16 protein-coding genes and 1 tRNA gene are annotated in these 17,620 nt (G+C 62.8%); 9 read left to right on the forward strand and 8 right to left on the reverse strand.

Annotation, left to right across the window (positions count from 1 at the left end; translation table 11 throughout):
* Nucleotides 1-16 precede the first annotated feature (16 nt).
* Together FJ867_RS07295 and FJ867_RS07300 are read left to right on the forward strand one after the other, a co-directional pair.
* On the forward strand, nucleotides 17-1,327 hold the full coding sequence (locus FJ867_RS07295) for a YeaH/YhbH family protein (RefSeq protein ID WP_140513909.1): 1,311 nt from the start codon (nucleotides 17-19) through the stop codon (nucleotides 1,325-1,327).
* Nucleotides 1,328-1,337: 10 nt separating this feature from the next.
* Nucleotides 1,338-2,882 (forward strand): SpoVR family protein, encoded by a 1,545-nt coding sequence (locus tag FJ867_RS07300; RefSeq protein ID WP_140565837.1) that lies wholly within the window; start codon nucleotides 1,338-1,340, stop codon nucleotides 2,880-2,882.
* Between the two features lie 47 nt (nucleotides 2,883-2,929).
* Here the strand turns inward: FJ867_RS07300 and FJ867_RS07305 are convergent, their stop codons facing one another.
* From FJ867_RS07305 to FJ867_RS07315, 3 genes are read right to left on the reverse strand one after another with little or no spacing between them, the layout of a single operon-like run.
* The gene (locus tag FJ867_RS07305; protein WP_140816935.1) at nucleotides 2,930-3,823 is read right to left on the reverse strand and encodes an HlyC/CorC family transporter; all 894 of its coding nucleotides are present in this window, start codon (nucleotides 3,821-3,823) and stop codon (nucleotides 2,930-2,932) included.
* Nucleotides 3,820-5,025, reverse strand: coding sequence for a 3-dehydroquinate synthase (gene aroB / locus FJ867_RS07310; RefSeq protein WP_246675022.1), 1,206 nt, complete (start codon nucleotides 5,023-5,025; stop codon nucleotides 3,820-3,822). Before aroB ends, FJ867_RS07305 begins: the two co-directional genes overlap by 4 nt.
* On the reverse strand, nucleotides 5,022-5,633 hold the full coding sequence (locus FJ867_RS07315; protein WP_140525769.1) for a shikimate kinase: 612 nt from the start codon (nucleotides 5,631-5,633) through the stop codon (nucleotides 5,022-5,024). The genes aroB and FJ867_RS07315 overlap by 4 nt, the downstream gene beginning before the upstream one ends.
* Before the next feature lie 207 nt (nucleotides 5,634-5,840).
* On the opposite strand from FJ867_RS07315, the gene FJ867_RS07320 reads away from it, so the two are divergent.
* The 5 genes from FJ867_RS07320 (at nucleotide 5,841) to FJ867_RS07340 (ending at nucleotide 9,829) form a co-directional block, all read left to right on the forward strand.
* Nucleotides 5,841-5,993 (forward strand): histidine kinase, encoded by a 153-nt coding sequence (locus FJ867_RS07320; RefSeq protein WP_140500853.1) that lies wholly within the window; start codon nucleotides 5,841-5,843, stop codon nucleotides 5,991-5,993.
* 22 nt (nucleotides 5,994-6,015) lie between these two features.
* Nucleotides 6,016-6,933 (forward strand): site-specific tyrosine recombinase XerD, encoded by a 918-nt coding sequence (locus tag FJ867_RS07325; RefSeq protein WP_140816937.1) that lies wholly within the window; start codon nucleotides 6,016-6,018, stop codon nucleotides 6,931-6,933.
* Nucleotides 6,934-7,031: 98 nt separating this feature from the next.
* Complete coding sequence (locus FJ867_RS07330) at nucleotides 7,032-7,982, forward strand: acetyl-CoA carboxylase carboxyltransferase subunit alpha (protein WP_140525771.1); 951 nt, start codon at nucleotides 7,032-7,034, stop codon at nucleotides 7,980-7,982.
* A 252-nt stretch (nucleotides 7,983-8,234) separates the two neighbouring features.
* A complete protein-coding gene (locus FJ867_RS07335; protein WP_140816939.1) occupies nucleotides 8,235-9,587 on the forward strand; it encodes a murein L,D-transpeptidase family protein in 1,353 nt (450 codons plus the stop codon).
* A gap of 11 nt (nucleotides 9,588-9,598) precedes the next feature.
* On the forward strand, nucleotides 9,599-9,829 hold the full coding sequence (locus FJ867_RS07340) for a sulfurtransferase TusA family protein (RefSeq protein ID WP_181168327.1): 231 nt from the start codon (nucleotides 9,599-9,601) through the stop codon (nucleotides 9,827-9,829).
* 12 nt (nucleotides 9,830-9,841) lie between these two features.
* Here the strand turns inward: FJ867_RS07340 and FJ867_RS07345 are convergent, their stop codons facing one another.
* Both FJ867_RS07345 and FJ867_RS07350 read right to left on the reverse strand, forming a co-directional pair.
* A complete protein-coding gene (locus FJ867_RS07345) occupies nucleotides 9,842-10,966 on the reverse strand; it encodes a GTP-binding protein (RefSeq protein WP_140816941.1) in 1,125 nt (374 codons plus the stop codon).
* 3 nt (nucleotides 10,967-10,969) lie between these two features.
* Nucleotides 10,970-12,130: a D-alanyl-D-alanine carboxypeptidase family protein gene (locus FJ867_RS07350; RefSeq protein ID WP_140500747.1), complete on the reverse strand. Its 1,161-nt coding sequence runs from the start codon at nucleotides 12,128-12,130 to the stop codon at nucleotides 10,970-10,972.
* Nucleotides 12,131-12,331: 201 nt separating this feature from the next.
* Here FJ867_RS07350 and FJ867_RS07355 point away from each other — a divergent pair, with 201 nt between their 5' ends.
* On the forward strand, nucleotides 12,332-13,495 hold the full coding sequence (locus tag FJ867_RS07355) for a M20 aminoacylase family protein (RefSeq protein ID WP_140500746.1): 1,164 nt from the start codon (nucleotides 12,332-12,334) through the stop codon (nucleotides 13,493-13,495).
* Nucleotides 13,496-13,580: 85 nt separating this feature from the next.
* A tRNA-Arg gene (locus FJ867_RS07360) sits at nucleotides 13,581-13,657 on the forward strand.
* Nucleotides 13,658-13,875: 218 nt separating this feature from the next.
* On the opposite strand, the gene FJ867_RS07365 is transcribed toward FJ867_RS07360, so the two are convergent.
* From FJ867_RS07365 to FJ867_RS28885, 3 genes are all read right to left on the reverse strand, one after another.
* Nucleotides 13,876-15,657, reverse strand: coding sequence for a hypothetical protein (locus tag FJ867_RS07365; RefSeq protein WP_140816943.1), 1,782 nt, complete (start codon nucleotides 15,655-15,657; stop codon nucleotides 13,876-13,878).
* Between the two features lie 366 nt (nucleotides 15,658-16,023).
* Complete coding sequence (locus FJ867_RS07370; RefSeq protein WP_140625667.1) at nucleotides 16,024-17,163, reverse strand: helix-turn-helix transcriptional regulator; 1,140 nt, start codon at nucleotides 17,161-17,163, stop codon at nucleotides 16,024-16,026.
* Nucleotides 17,164-17,367: 204 nt separating this feature from the next.
* A partial coding sequence (locus FJ867_RS28885; protein WP_210240564.1) for a hypothetical protein occupies nucleotides 17,368-17,620 on the reverse strand: 253 nt, incomplete at its 5' end.

Consider the following 17,620-nt stretch of genomic DNA (forward strand, 5'->3'; position numbering starts at 1 on the left):
AAGCCCGGATGGTTCCATGCCGATCTTCATCGACCGCCGCCTCAATCCGAAGGACAAGAACCTGGGCAATCGCCAGCGCTTTCTCAGGCGCGCGCGGGAAGAACTCAAGCGGAGCATCCGTGACCAGATAAGGACGGGCCGGATCGCCGATGTGGACAGCGGGCATGCCGTGCCGATGCCTCACAGAGGCACCAGCGAACCGACCTTCAGCGATGCCAGGGACAGCGGCCGGCGCCAGCACATCCTGCCAGGAAACAGGACGTTCATTCCCGGTGACCTGGTGCCCAAACCCGGGCAGGGCGGCGCAGGTTCCTCGTCGCCGGGAAACACGGCATCCGAGGACGACTTTCGCTTCGTGCTTTCGCGCGAGGAAGTTCTCGACCTCTTTTTCGAGGATCTCGAACTGCCGGATCTAGTCAAGCTCAATCTCAAGCAGATACTCGCATTCAAGCCAAGGCGGGCAGGTTTCGCGGCAACAGGATCACCGACCAACATTAATGTCGGGCGCACGATGCGAAACAGCCACGCCCGCCGTATCGCGCTTGGGCGCCCAAAGCAGCCGGAGCTGGATGCGATCCTCCAGCAGCTCGCCAAACTGGAATCGAAGCCGCCAAACGCCGCGACCCACGAACGCATCCTGACTTTGCGGGAGGAACTCGAGCGGCTGGAGCGCCGCCGAAAGCGTATTGCCTTTGTCGATCCCGTCGACATCCGCTTTAATCGCTTCGACCCGCAGCCAGTGCCGAATGCCAGCGCCGTCATGTTCTGCCTGATGGACGTCTCCGGGTCGATGGGCGAGCGCGAGAAGGATTTGGCCAAGCGTTTCTTCGTGCTGCTGCACCTGTTCCTGACCCGACGCTATGAGCGCACGGAGATCGTCTTCATCCGCCACACGCACGAGGCCCAGGAGGTGGACGAAGAGACATTCTTCTACTGCACGCAAAGCGGAGGCACGGTCGTTTCCACCGCGCTTGAGGAAATGCAACGCATCATAGAACAACGCTATCCGGCCACGGAGTGGAACATCTATGCCGCCCAGGCTTCGGACGGCGACAATTTCGCCACCGACTCGCAGCGCTGCATAGAACTGCTCCACGGCAAGCTCATGCGCCTGTGCCAGTATTTCGCCTATGTGGAGATCATCGACGAACGCGAAAGTCATATTTTCGGCTCGACCGAAAATGGCACCTCGCTCTGGCGCGCCTATAGCGCCGTCGAGCAAAAATGGCCAAACTTCCAGATGAGGCGCATCGCCGCTCCGGCCGATATCTACCCGGTATTTCGCCAGCTTTTCGCCAGGCAGCCGGCTATGGCCAAGAGCGCGTAAGGGGTGCCGGATGGCTGGCCAGGCCAACAAATCGGGGTTGCTTTTCTCCGGATCCGACTGGGATTTCAAAAAGCTGTCGCGGGTCTATGAGGAGATCGAGGCGATTGCGGTCGACCAGCTTCATCTCGACACCTATCCGGTGCAGATGGAGGTCATCTCTTCCGAGCAGATGCTCGACGCCTACTCGTCGGTCGGCATGCCGCTGATGTACCGGCATTGGTCGTTCGGCAAGCATTTCCTCTACAACGAGCTTCTCTATCGCAAAGGCGGTCGCGGGCTGGCCTATGAATTGGTCATCAATTCCAATCCCTGCATCGTCTACCTGATGGAGGAAAACACCATGGCGCTGCAGGCCTTGGTGACTGCCCATGCAGCACTTGGACACAATCACTTCTTCAAGAACAATTACCTTTTCCGCCAATGGACGGATGCCGGAGGAATCCTGAGCTATCTGGACTTTGCCAAGGGCTACATCGCCCGGTGCGAGGAGCGGCACGGCCTGGCCGCCGTGGAAGCCATTCTCGATTCCGCTCACGCGCTGATGGAGCAAGGCGTGTTCCGGTATCACCGGCCGCCGAAACTGTCGTCGGAGCAGCAGCGCGAGGGACTTCGCGAGCGCCTCGAATACGAGGAGCGTTCCTACAACGACTTATGGCGCACCCTGCCGCCCACGCAGGACGCCGACAACTCCGAAGCGGGCGATGAAGGCGTGTCGGAACGGAAGAAATCGCTTAATCTGCCCGAGGAAAACCTGCTCTATTTCCTTGAGAAGAACAGCCTTGTCCTCGAACCCTGGCAGCGCGAGATCCTCAGGATCGTCCGCGTCATTGCGCAGTATTTTTACCCGCAGCGGCAAACCCAGGTGATGAACGAAGGCTGCGCCACTTTCGTGCACTACACGCTCATGAACATGCTGTTCGACCGTGGCCGGATCACCGAAGGCGCGATGCTCGAAATCCTGCGCAACCACTCGAACGTGATCTTCCAGCCATCCTTCGACGACCAGCGGTTTTCCGGCATCAACCCCTACGCGCTCGGGCTTGACATGATGCAGGACATTCAGCGCATCTCGACCGAGCCGACAGCCGAAGATCGCGACTGGTTCCCGGACATAGCCGGCCGTGGCGACTGGCTTGAGACGCTGCTCGACGCGTGGGCCAACCACCGCGACGAATCCTTCATTCGCCAGTATCTCAGCCCGACCTTGATACGAAAATGGCGGCTCTTCGTCCTGGCCGATGGAGCCGACCAACCGCACTACGAAGTCGCATCGATCCACAACGAGCGGGGCTACAACAACATACGCGCCGCGCTGGCCCACAGCTATGATGTGGGCGCGAGCCGGCCCGACATCCAGGTTGTGGACGTGGACCTGCTCGGCGACCGGCATTTGCGGCTACAGCACAAGGTGAAGAATGGGGTCGTGCTGGAGAATGACAGCCGCGACGCCACCCTTCGCCACATCCGGCATCTCTGGGGCTATGAAGTCAGCCTGGCGGCCGTCGACGCCGACACCGACGCAATGGTCGGCGAACGCTCGACCAAGGACTGTTGAGCATCAGGGATGACGCGGTTGTGCGTGTCTGCGACACGATGGACCGTTCAGCTGTCGCCTGCCGGCCTGATCCTGAGCCTGGCGACGCGGTTCTTGTCGCGTTTCATGACGATGAAACGCTTGCCGTGGAAGGTGAAGGCCTGCTTCTCCTCGGGGATCGACTGCGTCTCATGGATGACCAGGCCGGCGATGGTGGTTGCCTCCTCGTCCGGCAGGTCCCAGTCGAGCGCCCGGTTCAGGTCGCGGATCGGCACGGTTCCGTCGACGACGACGGAACCGTCCGCCTCCTGCTTGACGCCCTGTATGTCGACATCGTGCTCGTCGGCGATCTCGCCGACAATCTCCTCGATGATGTCCTCCAGCGTCACCAGCCCCTCGACCTCGCCATACTCGTCGACGACGACGGCGAAATGCGCCTTGCGGCGCAGGAAGGCGTTGAGCTGTTCCTGCAATGTCGTGGTATCGGGCACGAACCAGGGCTTTGACGCGATCTTCATCACATCGATCCTGGAGAAGTCGTTGCCGACATCGTTGAGGGCGCGCAGCAGGTCCTTGGCGTGCAGCACGCCGACAATGTTGTCGAGCGACCCCTTCCACAAAGGCATGCGGGTGTGCGGGCTCTGCAGGATCTCGCGCACCACGGCTGCCGGCGCATTGTCGGCATTGACCGAGCGCATGTTGGTGCGGTGGACCATGACGTCGGAGACTTCGAGCTCCTCGAGATCGAACAACCCGCCGACGCGGTCGCGCTCCTCGCGCACCACCTGGCCGTCACGGCGGAAATCGTCGACGGCGCCGCGCAGCTCGTCCCCGCTCGAACGCTGCGGCTCGATGCGCGACAGTTCATAGCCGAAAGCGGCAAGCAGGCGCGTGCGCATGGCGACGGCCAACACGATGAGGACGGCAAGGACAGCGACGACGATCCAGCCGGCCCCGTTCATTTCGGACGGCTCTCTTGCCTGTCAAGACGGCTCTTTTGCTTGTCCGGACGGCTGCCTTGCCGGCCCGGATGGCCTTCCGTCGCGCTCGGGTGGTTCTCCCTGAGGAACGACAGCACTTCCGAGGCCGGCACGTCCTTGGCGATGAAGGCCTCTCCGATGCCGCGCGTCAGGATGAAGGTCAGCGCGCCGCGCGACACTTTCTTGTCCTGGGTGATGAAGCCAAGCAGCGCATCGGCGTCAGGCAGTTCGCCCGGAATGTCGGCCATCCGCCACGGCAGTCCCACCGTGTTGAGATGCGCCTCGACGCGCGCCGCATCGTCTGGACTGGCCAGGTTGAGCCGCGACGAGAAGCGATGCGCCAGCGCCATGCCGATGGCGACCCCCTCGCCATGTACGAGGCGGGCGCCGTCATATCGGGTGGCGGCCTCCAGCGCATGGCCGAACGTGTGGCCGAGATTGAGGAGCGCGCGGTCGCCGGTCTCGAACTCGTCGCGGGCAACGACATCCGCCTTGGCGCGGCAGGCCTCGGCGATGGCCTCTACCCTCTCCGGTCCGCCGGCGAACACGCTGGCCCAGTTTTTCTCCAGCCAGGCGAAGAATTCGGGCCGGTCGATCAGCCCGTATTTGGCGAGTTCGGCGTAGCCGGCGCGAAATTCGCGGATCGGCAGCGTATCGAGCACTCCGGTATCGGCCAGCACCAGCTTCGGCTGGTGGAAGACGCCGACCAGGTTCTTGCCGCGCGCGCTGTTGATGCCGGTCTTGCCGCCGACCGAGGAATCGACCTGCGCCAGGAGCGAGGTCGGGATCTGCACGAAGTTCATGCCGCGGCGCACGATGCCGGCGGCAAAGCCGGCCAGGTCGCCGATGACGCCGCCGCCGAGGGCGATGACGACATCGCCGCGTTCCAGCTTCGCGGCCAGGACGCCGTCCACCACCTCTTCGAGATGCGCGAAACTCTTGGTTTTCTCGCCGGGCGGCAGCGTGATCACGGCGGGCTCGATGCCGCTCTCCAGCAGACCGGCCTTCAGCGTATGGAGATGCGCCGCCGCGACGTTTTCGTCGGTCACGACCGCGGCGCGTCGGCCCGGCAGGCGGCGCGACATCTCGGCGCCGGCGCGCGACAAAAGCCCCGGCCCGATCAGGATGTCGTAAGCCCGCTCGCCAAGTCCGACCTCGACGGCAACGGCTGCATTGGCGTTCACGGTTCGACCTCGCCCGCGGGAGTGGTCTGGGCGATATCGAAATGCCGGCACAGCGCCTCCACCACCTCGGCCGCGATGACTTCCTTGCGGTCGTCGCGGGTCGGCACGGTGACGTCCGATGTCGCATAGACCGGATAGCGTTCACTCATCAGCCGCTCGAGCACGCCACGCGGATCGGGGCTCTTCAGCAGCGGCCGGTTCTGTTTCTTGGAGACCCGGTCCATCAAAAGATCGAGTTCGGCCTTCAGCCATACCGACACGCCATGCGCCGCTATCGCCTCGCGCGTCTGTGCGTTCATGAAGGCGCCGCCGCCGGTCGACAGCACCTGCGGGCCGTTTTCCAGCACACGCAGGATGACGCGCTGCTCCAGCGCCCGGAACTCGGTTTCGCCATAGCGCTCGAACAATTCCGGAACGGTCATGCGCGAGACGCTTTCGATCTCCTGGTCGCTGTCGATGAAAGGCAACGCCAGCACGGTGGCGACCTTGCGGCCGATCGCGGTCTTGCCGGCGCCCATCAGGCCGACAAAGACGATGGAGCGGCCGCCAAGCCTGCCCAGCAGCGCGGCATGGCTCCCGCCCGGAGGATTTGCTGGTAGCGCGTTCATCAGCCTCGAAGCCCTCTTTGCCGGCGTATCGACATGAAAAGCCCGGTTGCGTCAAGCGCACTGAGGCAGGCTGGCCTCCCGCGGGCGAGCAACCGGCTGCGTTGGAAGTTGCCGGCGCGCTTCAGCTTCTCGCTTGAATTGGCCGGATTGGCGTCCCATAAGGGCACAGGGTTTGGAAACGCAGAACAAGAAGACGGGCGAAGATTGATGCCGACACTGTTTCGCCTTGTCGTGATAACAGCGATTCTGGCGGGCATCGCCTATGGTACGATGTTCGCGTTGGTGATGTTCGTCGAGCCGAAAAAGGCGGAAATGAGCGTGCGCATCCCTCCGGAAAAGCTGAACCCAAAGAAAAACTGAGCCCGAAGAAAAACTTCAGGAAATGAACAGCGCCGCCCGCATCGAAGCCTTTCTGGAGATGATGAGCGCCGAGCGGGGTGCCGCCGAAAACACGCTTTCCTCCTATCGCCGCGACCTCGATGACGCTTCGCAGGAAATCCCTGGCGGTCTTGCCGGCGCCGGCGCCGCGGACATCCGCGTCTATCTCGACGACATCGCCGCACGCGGCTTCGCCCCGACATCGCAGGCACGCAAACTGTCGGCGATCCGCCAGTTCTTCAAATTCCTCTACGCCGAGGGCCTGCGCGGCGACGACCCGACCGGCACGCTGGACAGCCCGAAAAAAGGCCGCCCGCTGCCGAAGACCATGAGCGAGGCCGACACCGGCCGGCTGATCGACCGCGCCGCGCAGGAGGCCGGCGATGCCGGGCTTGGCGAGAGCGACAGGCTGGCGGCGCTGCGCCTGCATGCGCTGGTCGAAGTGCTTTATGCCACGGGCCTGCGCGTTTCGGAACTGGTCGGCTTGCCGGTGACGGTGGCGCAACGCGACGATCGCTTCTTCATGGTGCGCGGCAAGGGCGACAAGGAGCGCATGGTGCCGCTGTCGGCCAAGGCGCGCGCGGCGATGCGAGCCTGGCTCGCCGCCCGGGCCAAGGTGCCCGCTTTCGCTGACAGCCCGTTCCTGTTTCCTGCCGCGTCGGACAGCGGCTACCTCTCGCGCCAGGTCTTCGCTCGCGACCTCAAGGGGCTGGCGGCCCGGGCCGGCATCGCCTCGGCCAAGGTCTCGCCACATGTGCTTCGCCATGCTTTCGCCAGCCATCTCTTGCAGAACGGGGCTGATCTCAGGGCCGTCCAGCAACTGCTTGGCCATGCCGACATATCGACGACACAGATCTATACCCATGTGCTGGAGGAGCGATTGGTGCGGCTGGTCAACGATCATCACCCGCTTGCCGACTAGACCTCATATCGCTATGTGAGGGCGACGTTCCATCGCCCGGAGCCCCGGATTTCAGGGTCCCGCCAGTCTTTGCTTCCGACGTATCGGTCCGCCCAAGCATGTACAACTACCTCGATTTCGAAAAGCCGGTGCAGGATCTGGAACTCAAGATCCTGGAACTGAAGAAGCTTGCCGAGAACGGCGAGGCGGTCGATGTCGCCGACGAGATCAGCAGGCTCGAGAAGCGGTCGCGCGATGCCCTGCGCGATCTCTACAAGGCATTGACCCCATGGCAGAAGGTGCAGGTGGCGCGCCATTCCGACAGGCCGCACTGCGTCGACTACATCAAGGGCCTGTTCAGCGATTTCACGCCGCTCGCCGGCGACCGCAATTTCGGCGAGGACCAGGCGATCGTCGGCGGCTTTGCCCGGTTCCGCGGCGAACCGGTAGCGATCCTCGGCCAGGAGAAGGGCTCCGACACGGCGAGCCGGCTGAAGCACAATTTCGGCTCGGTGCGCCCCGAAGGCTATCGCAAGGCCGTGCGGCTGATGGAGCTTGCCGACCGCTTCAAGATCCCGCTGCTGACATTGGTCGACACGGCCGGCGCCTATCCCGGCGTCGGCGCCGAGGAGCGCGGCCAGGCCGAAGCCATTGCCCGTTCGACCTCGGCCTGCCTTGCGCTCAAGGTGCCATCGATTTCGGTTGTCATCGGTGAAGGCGGTTCGGGCGGCGCCATTGCCATCGCCACCGCCAACCGCGTCTACATGCTGGAACATGCCATCTATTCGGTGATCTCGCCCGAGGGCGCGGCCTCCATCCTGTGGCGCGACACGACGCGCTCCAAGGACGCGGCGACCAACATGAAGATCACCGCCCAGGACCTTCTGGAACTGAAGATCATCGACGCCATCATTCCCGAACCGATCGGCGGCGCCCAGCGCGCACCCGAAACGGTGATTGCCGCGACGGGCGATCTCATCGCCAAGACGATGAAGGATTTTGCCGGCGCCAACATGGATTTTCGCGAGCAGCGCCGCGAGAAGTATCTGGCAATGGGCCGCAGCCTCTGACCACGATTTGGCGGCTCAACCGGGCCGCCGCAAGCCGCCTCCACGGCAACGCTCCACGGCAATGTGGCGGCGATGAGCAATTTCGCCACAAAAATGCCGCCGGATTCGGTTCAATGGAATTGCCGTGAGGGGTGGCCGAGGCTTGCGGTAAGGAATTTTCAAGGTTAACGGGCTTACGGTCCGTCTGTGTTCAGCATGCGGGCTCGGCCGTTTCGAAGCCATTGGCCCGAAAGAGAAGACGTAGCCTTATCCATGTTTGCCAAGCTTGCCCGCACCGGAATTCTCATCACCGCGATAGCCGTCGCCGGCTGCAATGATTCGTCGATGAAGGATTTTGCCCCGGAGGCCAACAAGCCCCTGCCCGACAAGATCCTGGCCGACATGAGGGCCAAGGGCATGGTGCGCACCTCCTCGGTGATGGCGCGCATCTTCAAGGAAGAGGGCAAGCTCGAAATCTGGAAGGCCAAGACCAACGGCCGCTACGACATGGTCGCCAGCTACGATATCTGCAAATGGTCGGGCAAGCTCGGGCCGAAATACACCGAGGGCGACCGCCAGGCGCCGGAAGGTTTTTATACGGTGCGTCCGGCGCAGATGAACCCGCGCTCGAACTATCATCTGTCCTTCAACATCGGCTATCCCAACGCCTATGACCGCGCCAACGGCCGCACCGGCTCCAACCTGATGGTGCACGGCGCCTGCTCGTCTTCGGGCTGCTATTCGATGACCGATGCCCAGATCGAGCAGATCTATGCGTTCGGCCGCGATGCCTTCCAGGGCGGCCAGACCGAGTTCCAGATCCAGGCCTTCCCGTTCCGCATGACCGCCGCCAACATGGCGCGCTACCGCAACGATCCGAATTACGAATTCTGGAAGATGCTGAAGGTCGGCTACGACAATTTCGAGATCACCAAGGTACCGCCGAAAGTCGACGTTTGCGAGAAGCGCTACGTCTTCAACCAGGTGGCTCCCGAAGGCACCACATTCAATCCGACCGGCCCCTGCCCTGCGTCCACGCAGCCGGATTCGCTGAAAAGCGCCTACAGTGCTTATCAGAGCACGTATGAGGCTGCGTTCAACGGCGCCCTCAAGGCAAGCACGCCGGCGCCCAAGCCCACCATCGCCGGCATCAAGGAAGCCAGCATCGTCTCCGACTGGTCCAAGCGCCGTGCACGCGGCGAGCGCGTGCCGATCGACCCGCCATCGCTCAACTCGGACGGCTCGGTCACCGAGACGGCGCGCATGGGCCGCATCGATTCGCCCGCCGGCCGCAAGATGGCCGCGCTCGATGCCGAAAAGGCCGCGAAGCAAAAAGCCGAGGAGCAGCGGCTGGCCGCGATAGAAGCTGCCAAGCAAGCCAAGGCGCAAGCGCTGGCCGAAAAGGAAGCCGCCAGGGCGCAGGCGCTGGCCGAAAAGGAAGCCGCCAAGGCGCAGGCGCTGGCCGAAAAGGAAGCGGCCAAGACCGCCAAGGAAGCCCCTGTTGCCACCGCGACGATCGAAGCGCCGGCCGAGCCCGCACCGCCGGCCGAAACGCAGGCCGCAAGTGCCGACGAGAGCCGCGTGACGAGGCTGAAGAACAAGCTGCTCGGCATGTTCGGCGGCTGACATTTTTCGCCGTGACCGACGTCACCGTCTACGATCTGAAGGGGCTGAACTGCCCTTTGCCGGTGCTGAAGGCGAAGAAGCGGCTGGCCGGGATGCGCCCCGGCAGCCGGCTCTGGCTGGAAACGACCGATCCGCTCGCCGTTATCGACATTCCGGCGTTCTGCGCCGACTCTGGTCATCATCTCGTAGAGACATCCGCCATATCAGGCGGTCACCGCTTCCTGGTCGAGCGCGGCGAATAGCTGTCGTAAAGGTCAGCGTCCCGCGATCGCCAGGGGATTGTTCTCCAGCGCCGCGCGGTCGGGCGTGTCGATCGAGGGCCGGTTGGTGAAGGCGGCAAACAGTCGCCTTACATAGTCTTCGGGCATGTCGAGCGTGATCAGCACCAGCCGGGTGCCGCGCTGGCCGTCCGGCCAGGACGGCAATCGAGCCGGCGGATGCAGGATTTTCTGCACGCCATGCACCACCAGCGGCCGCGACGGATCTTCCTCGAGTTCGATGACGCCCTTCATGCGCAGCAGGCGCTCGCCATGCGTGGAGCGCAAAAGATCGAGGAACATCTCGATGACCGAGAACGGCACCGGGCCGTCATGCACCAGGGAGTGGGTGCGAATGCGCTGATCATGCCGGTGCCCGTGGTCGTGGCCGTGCCCGTGGTCATGCCCGTGGTCATGCCCGTCATGATCATGATGATCATGGTTATGCATCGCTTCTTCGCCGAGCCAGCGCCGCACATCGGCTGATTTGGTCGCCGGGTTGTAGAGGCCGCAGTCGAACAGCGCCGCGACGCTCCTTTTCGCATCGTCGACAGCCAGCAGTTCGGCGCCCGGATTGATCTGCCGCAGCCGCGTCCGCAGCGCTTCCAGTCCATCCGGACCAGCGACCAGGTCGGTTTTGGAGAGCACGATGCGGTCGGCGACGGCGACCTGCTTGACCGCCTCGACATGGGCGTCGAGCGTGGCATCGCCGTTGACCGCGTCGACCAAGGTGATGACGCCGTCGAGCCGGAAAGCCTGGACCAGTGCCGGATGCGCCATGATCGATTGCAGCACCGGTGCCGGATCGGCAAGGCCGGTGGTCTCGACAATGACGCGGGCAAGGCGGGCGATGCGGCCGGTCTGCAGCCGGTCGACCAGATCGGCCAGCGTGTCGACCAGTTCGCCGCGTACCGTGCAGCAAAGGCAGCCGTCCGAAAGCTGGATGATGCCGTCGGACGCCTGTTCCACCAGCAGATGATCGATCGCCACTTCGCCATATTCGTTGATGATGACGGCCGTGTCGGCCAGCGCCGGGTCCTTCAGGAGCCGGTTGAGCAGCGTCGTCTTGCCGGCGCCGAGAAAACCGGTCAGCACGGAAACAGGGATGGGAAAACCACTCATTGCCTAGTTCGCAACCTTGACGGGTTGGTCGCCCTGGGCAGCCGAGCCCGCCACCGTCGGGCCGGCGCCGGGCGCCGGTCTGTCCGGCCGCCAGGTCGGAATAGGCACGTCGGCATATTCCTGGCTGCCCTGGGCGAGCATGGCCAGCGGGGTCGGGCCGGTCGCGCCGCCAAGCCCGACGGCAACCAGCGTCGGCACATGGTCGAGCTTTTCCTGGTAGGGCGATTTCGGCACGTTCTTGGCGACGACGGGCGGCGCCTCGGACTGCTCCGCCGGCGCCTTCTTCTTGCAGATCTCGTCACGCATGTCGTTGGGCGAGATGGTGTCGCCGTAGGGCGCCAGCGTGGCGATCGTGGCTGAGCCGGCGGCAGGCGTATCGAAACCCTGGTCGAGCAGTTTGGCCGCGGCCTCGGCACGGGTGATCGCCGACTTCTCGCCGAGCACCACCGCCACCAGCGTGCGGCCGTTGCGGGTCGCCGAACCGATCATGTTGAAGCCGGAGGGGCAGACGAAGCCCGTCTTCATGCCATCGGCCCCGGGATAGCGACCGATCAACAGGTTGTAGTTGGGGATCGCCTTCTTGCCGACCGCAAGCCCCTCGATCGAAAACCACGGCGCATATTGCGGAAACTCGCGGCGGATCGCCGTCACCAGCACGGCCAGGTCGCGCGCTGTGGTGTACTGGTCCGGCGAATAAAGCCCGTTCGGATTGACGAAATGCGTTCCATTCATGCCGAGCCGGACCGCCTCGGCGTTCATGCGCTCGGCAAAGGCTGCCTGCGATCCCCCGACATTCTCGCCGACGGCCATGGCGATATCGTTTGCCGACTTGACCAGCATCATCTTCAGCGCATTGTCGAGCCGCATCACCGAGCCTGGCTTGAAGCCCATCTTGCTCGGCGGCTCGGCGGCGGAATGTTTCGTTACCTTGATCGGCGAATCGAGCCGGACCTCGCCGGCCGCGATCGCCCGGAAGGTCACATAGGCCGTCATCAGCTTGCTCAGCGATGCCGGGTACCAGCGCTTGAACGCGTCCTGATGCTGGAGGATCTTGCCGCTGTTCAGGTCGAACAGCACGACCGGATTGGCCAGCGCCGGCCCGGCCAGCGCCGAGAACGCCACGGCGCCCGCGCAGAATAGTTTGAGGAAATGCCTGTGCCGCATGATCGAATCCGAAATCGCCTCTTGCCGTAGTCGCCCCTGGCTCCGTAAGATTTACGCGATCGCCAGCAAAATGAGTCCGCCCTCAAAAACGGACCGCATTGTTGCGGTGCTATTTACTCTATGTGACGTCAACATGGCAAAGTGCCTGACGATCACAATTGCAAGGCAGCGGACCTGCCCCAACAGCGAGATGGAACTATCATGCCAATCCTGAACCGTGCCGCCGAAATGCAGGACGAGGTTGCCGGCTGGCGACGACATCTGCACCAGACCCCGGAACTGAATTTCGACGTCTTCAAGACAGCCGCCTTCGTCACCGAGAAGCTGAAGGCCTTCGGCTGCGACGATGTGGTGACGGGGCTGGGCAAGACCGGCGTCGTGGGCATCATTCGCGGCCGCCAGGGCGAAGGCGCCACTATCGGCCTGCGCGCCGACATGGACGCGCTGCCGCTTAACGAGATCACCGGCAAGCCCTATGCCTCGACCGTTCCCGGCAAGATGCATGCCTGCGGCCATGACGGCCATACGGCGATGCTTTTGGGTGCGGCGAAATATCTCGCCGAGACCCGCAACTTCGCCGGTTCGGTGGCGGTCATCTTCCAGCCGGCCGAAGAAGGCGGCGGCGGCGGCAACGAGATGGTCAAGGACGGCATGATGGAGCGTTTCGACATCGCGAAAGTGTTCGGCATGCACAACATGCCGGGCCTGCCGGTCGGCCAGTTCGCCATCCGGCCGGGCGCGATCATGGCGGCGACCGCGGAATTCACCATCACCGTGAAAGGCCGCGGCGGCCATGCGGCGATGCCGCACGGCACGATCGACCCGATCGTCATCACCAGCCAGTTGGTCGGCGCCCTGCAGACGATCGCCTCGCGCAGCACCGACCCGGTTGAAGCCGTGGTGGTGTCGGTGACCAAATTCCATGCCGGCGACGCCTACAACATCATCCCGGAATCGGCGGAGATCGCAGGCACGGTGCGCACCTTGCGCAAGGAAATCGCCAAGAAGTCGGAAGAGCGCATTCGTGCCATCTGCGACGGATTGGCCACGGCCTTCGGCGCGAAGATCGAGGTCGATTACCAGGCGAACTACCCCGTAACCTTCAACCATGCGGAAGAGACGGTTTTTGCCAGCGACGTCGCGGCAAACGTCGCCGGCGACGCTCATGTCCACCGCGGCATCCAGCCGGTGATGGGCGGCGAGGACTTCTCCTACATGCTGGAAGCCAGGCCCGGCGCCTTCATTTTCATTGGCAATGGCGACACCGCCGGCCTTCACAACCCGGCCTATGACTTCAACGACGAGGCCATCCCGCACGGCATGAGCTACTGGGTGAAGCTGGCCGAAACCGCGCTCGCCGCCTGAGGCCTGGCGGCGGCAGGGGCCGGCCGATTGTGTTCGGCCCGCCCCTTGGCGAAACGATCGGAAGCGGCTATGTGTCGGGCCGCGTGGTCCCGTAGCTCAGTAGGATAGAGCGGCAGATTCCTAATCTGTAGGTCACAGGTTCGATTCCTGTCGGGATCACCACGTTTTGCTGCTTAAGCCGGATACTGTCGGACCTGAATCGGACTGAAACCAGAGCCGATCACCGGGGTCGCATCGGTCATCTGTACGGAACCTGCATGCGGATTTCTACCGTTCGAATAACGTCAGAAAAGCGCTTGCAGACGTTCCGACAAATCGGAAATTGGTTGATTGGTTGGAGCCCGGTCGACGGACCGCAGCGGTCCCGTCCGGGATGAGGTTCAGAGCCGTTCCAGCGTCAGCATGCCCGGATCGCCCTTCCAGGCTTTGGAAAGTTCGTCCGCGGCTTTCGTTGCGGCGGCAGTATCGCCTTGGGCCTCCGCCGCCTGCTGCAGCCCGAACTGTGCCCAGGCGCTGCTGCGTGCGCGGTGGAGCGCCGCCACAAACTCCTTCGCCGCGTCCGCCGGCTGACCGTTCTTGAGGAGGGCGGCACCGAGGGACTGCCGCACGGGATAATACCAGTACGGAGGCTCCATGTAGGGGATCGTGTCCTCCGTTTCGACCGCTTTCTTCCAGAAGGCTATCGAGCCGCCGACGTCATTCTCGGCCTGCGCAGCGCGGGCACGTACGACATCTTCGGCCACTTGCAGGACCGACAATGCCGGGATTCCCCAGGCATCGTGCACCGACCAGTCGGTTTCCTGAGCGATCTTGTGGATGGCGTCCGCCTCGACTCGCGCGCCCGAGGCGTCCTTCTTCTCGGCCAGGGCGACGCCGCGCGCATAGTGCCACATCGATGTGATGTAAGGCGGCGCGCCGGCCGGCTCGGCCTTAGCCAGGATCGCATCGGGTTCGGCATATTGCGCCCAGGCGAAATACGGAGCTGCCTTCACCGGCTGCACGATCGGTATTGCCGTGGCCACCTCGTTAGTCAGAAACTTGTCCAGCTTCTCAGCCTCTGCAAGCACCGTCTTCGAGTCACCGAGGAGCTGGGCCGAAACCAATACGAAGTGCACGTTGTGGGAATAGTAGCCGAGCGGATAGACACCGGTAGCGCCGGTTTCGGCGAGATAGGTCTCGTCCACTTTCGAGGCAGCTTCGTTGGACTTCAGCGAATCCGTGTAGCGGCCGACGCGATAGTAGATGTGGCTCGGCATATGGACGATGTGTCCGGCCCCCGGCATCAGCGCTGCTAGCCGGTCCGCGTAGGGCTCGGCGCGCTCCGGACGATCCGAGGCCTCAACAAGATGAATGTAGAGGTGAATAGCCATCGGATTGTCGGGCTTCCTGGCGAGAACGCCTTCCAGCCGCCTCTGGATGTCGGCGGTGCGGCCCTTGGGTTCCTTGCCGCCCGGCTGCCAATAGTCCCAGGGCTGCGTGTCCATGCCGGCCTCTGCGGCCAGCACAGCGAGCTCGAGATCGTCAGGATATTTGTCGGAAAGCGCCGCAGTTGCATCGGCGAAGGCGGCGTTCAGGGTGTTTCGATCGGCCTTGGGATCTTCGGAATACCGCGTGGCGACCGCCTCGATCAGTCCCCGCTCCTTCTCGGTGGCACCGGATGAAAGCGCCTGCGCCTTTCGAAGAGCAGTGATCGCTGGTGCATTTGCGGTGGGATCCATCGGCACGTTGATGTTCGGGCCCAGGACCAGTGCCTCGCCGAGGAAGCACATCGCACAGTCGGGATCGAGGCTTTGTGCCTTGCGGAAGGCGCGTCGCGCCTCCGCGTGATTGAAGTTGGTGGCGAACCGCAGCCCCTGGTCAAAGTATTTTTGGGCATCGGCGCTCTTTGTGCTGATCGGATAGCTCAGGGAGCCCAGGTCATCCCACAATGGCGGCTGGGCCTCCTCGTAGGCCTTCAAGTCTTGCGGGGCCAGTGATTGGCCGGCAGCGGCCAGAGCGACGCAGTGTGTGATGTCGAGTTCCCCCGGCAACGATACTCTTGGCGCCGCAAGCTGCGACTGCAACGGACTGTCCGCGGCGTAAGCAATGGCAGCACCTGTGCCGAAACTCATTAAGGCAATAGCTGTCCATCCTGCACTTGGCAGGCAAGCACGCAGTTTCATCTGAACCTCCTGGCGTTCGGTACGATCGGCAAGCTCCGATCAGCCCTGTCTTTCCAATTCTCGATCGGAGGTGCGGGCGTTGATGATCCGCCTCGCGCCGCCGTTTGGCAATATATTTCCTACTGCTAATGTAATAGCGGACGCGATGTTTTCTGCTCACCTCTTCGGCCCGAAGGCACTAGTCGGACACCAGAGGTTCAGGCACGCGCCGTTGCAAAAACCAAATATCGTCTGACCGCCCGCCCCGCTTGAGACGTATCGGATCGAGACCGGCGCCTGTTGTTGTGAAGTGCCACGGCCCCGATTCAGCGCAGAGTGCAACCCTTGGACCGTCAGGGCTTCACCCGAACGGGTGACACCGCGACTTCAATGCGTGGAGGACCCTTGGTATCGGGACAAGAGCTTCGCGAGTTCCGCCTGACTTCCGGTGCTTGTTTTCGAGAATATTGCACGGAGCTGGGTTCTGGCGGTTTCACGGCCAATTCCCAGGGCAGAGCTTGCCGCGCCGATACCTCGGCCATCGGCAAGGCGGCAGGCCAGCCGCGTTTCGGCTGCTGTTAGTTGAAAGGCGTGCCTTATCAGTTGCTTGGGTAGCGCCGGTTCGGCCACAAGATCGGTAAAATAGAGGAGCGCGTCTCCGCCGTTAAAGAGGTCATGGACGAACGAGGTCATCGGAATGGCTTCAGCAAGAAGCCATGGCGAACCCTCGCGAGCAATCAAAACGGGCTCCCCGTCGCTCAAGTCGCCGCATTGGCTGACCACGCCTGCGATCAATTTCTGCAAGCGTGAATCACTGGGCCGATCTGCCGCCCGGAGACGACCACCGTGGATAACGAGGCCAGTACCAAGCAGAGCTTCCGCGTGTTTATTGTAGCGGGTGACGCGGCCTCGGCAATTCAGCAACAGCGCTGCGCTTCCCATCCGATCCAGAATGGCCAGGTTCGGTTCGACTGCCGTTTCCCAAACCTTTTCCGCAGCACTGATGATGCGAACCATCGACGGAACGATCGCCAAGAAATCCTCGGCTTCATTCCGGTAGAATGGCCCCTTATGAGCGTCACGAAACATCGAGAGCATCCACCTTCGATCCTTCACCATGAAGTCTATTGCAGCCCACCATTCCCGGTCGCCTGGACGCGCGATTTCTTGGTAATAAGGGAGAACCTCGCGCTCATCACGAGTGGTGATCTCATCCTCGACAACGAAGCTGTCTGTCAGTTTTGCCAACCTCTTGCGCGGTCTACGTTCATGCGGATCGGGAGCACCTTCGATTCTTTCGATCCAAAGGGCGGCGAATTCGGCATGTTCGGTCGAATCGGGTCTGAGCGCGGTCGGCGATCGCTGATCGCTACGAAACGGGTGAGTTGGATCGCAGGTGCGGATAACGCAACTTGTGGCTCCCAGGGAGTGGGCCAGCATTTGAAGCGCTGCGGGCCACTGCCTAAACTCGAACGCGGCGTCGTAGCAAGCCTCGATCGCAGCGGCAATGTTCCGATTGTCGGACATAGGATTTGCGTCGCGATCCCGGTTTCTCGCCCTTTTTCTCCTCATGGCCCGTCGACGGCCCTCCAGCTACAGGCCCCGCAACCGGCTCCGGCCAGGGATGTTTATTTCCCGCGGCCATGCTCGACAGACGGTCAGCTGAGGACCTATCGTCAGACTGACGCATCGAATGAGAGATAGCTACATTAGCATAATAGCCACGCAACTTCACCGATGCTTCTCGACGAAATCTCTGCACGCAGGTGAAAGCCGTTCGATCTGGCTTTCAAGGTCGCATTTACCCATCGGTTTCGTCGGGCAAAACCGTGCGTAGTCGCGGCGACATCCCTTGCCTTCGAAAATTTTGAAAGATCTTACCTGCGTAGGGTTTGTTGCGTTGACTGAACTGGGTATCAGCCCGGTTTCGATCTCCATCGCACCGTCACGACTTGACCCCTTGCTTCCACCCTTGCCCCCACCC

Source organism: Mesorhizobium sp. B2-5-3, from assembly GCF_006441005.1.
Classification (GTDB): Bacteria; Pseudomonadota; Alphaproteobacteria; order Rhizobiales; family Rhizobiaceae; genus Mesorhizobium.

Coding starts and splice junctions, on each gene's coding strand:
- FJ867_RS07295 (WP_140513909.1), top strand. CDS start 17: ATGCCGATCTTCATCGACCGCCGCCTCAATCCGAAGGACAAGAACCTG.
- FJ867_RS07300 (WP_140565837.1), top strand. CDS start 1,338: ATGGCTGGCCAGGCCAACAAATCGGGGTTGCTTTTCTCCGGATCCGAC.
- FJ867_RS07305 (WP_140816935.1), bottom strand. CDS start 3,823: ATGAACGGGGCCGGCTGGATCGTCGTCGCTGTCCTTGCCGTCCTCATC.
- FJ867_RS07315 (WP_140525769.1), bottom strand. CDS start 5,633: ATGAACGCGCTACCAGCAAATCCTCCGGGCGGGAGCCATGCCGCGCTG.
- FJ867_RS07320 (WP_140500853.1), top strand. CDS start 5,841: ATGCCGACACTGTTTCGCCTTGTCGTGATAACAGCGATTCTGGCGGGC.
- FJ867_RS07325 (WP_140816937.1), top strand. CDS start 6,016: ATGAACAGCGCCGCCCGCATCGAAGCCTTTCTGGAGATGATGAGCGCC.
- FJ867_RS07330 (WP_140525771.1), top strand. CDS start 7,032: ATGTACAACTACCTCGATTTCGAAAAGCCGGTGCAGGATCTGGAACTC.
- FJ867_RS07335 (WP_140816939.1), top strand. CDS start 8,235: ATGTTTGCCAAGCTTGCCCGCACCGGAATTCTCATCACCGCGATAGCC.
- FJ867_RS07345 (WP_140816941.1), bottom strand. CDS start 10,966: ATGAGTGGTTTTCCCATCCCTGTTTCCGTGCTGACCGGTTTTCTCGGC.
- FJ867_RS07350 (WP_140500747.1), bottom strand. CDS start 12,130: ATGCGGCACAGGCATTTCCTCAAACTATTCTGCGCGGGCGCCGTGGCG.
- FJ867_RS07355 (WP_140500746.1), top strand. CDS start 12,332: ATGCCAATCCTGAACCGTGCCGCCGAAATGCAGGACGAGGTTGCCGGC.
- FJ867_RS07365 (WP_140816943.1), bottom strand. CDS start 15,657: ATGAAACTGCGTGCTTGCCTGCCAAGTGCAGGATGGACAGCTATTGCC.
- FJ867_RS07370 (WP_140625667.1), bottom strand. CDS start 17,163: ATGTCCGACAATCGGAACATTGCCGCTGCGATCGAGGCTTGCTACGAC.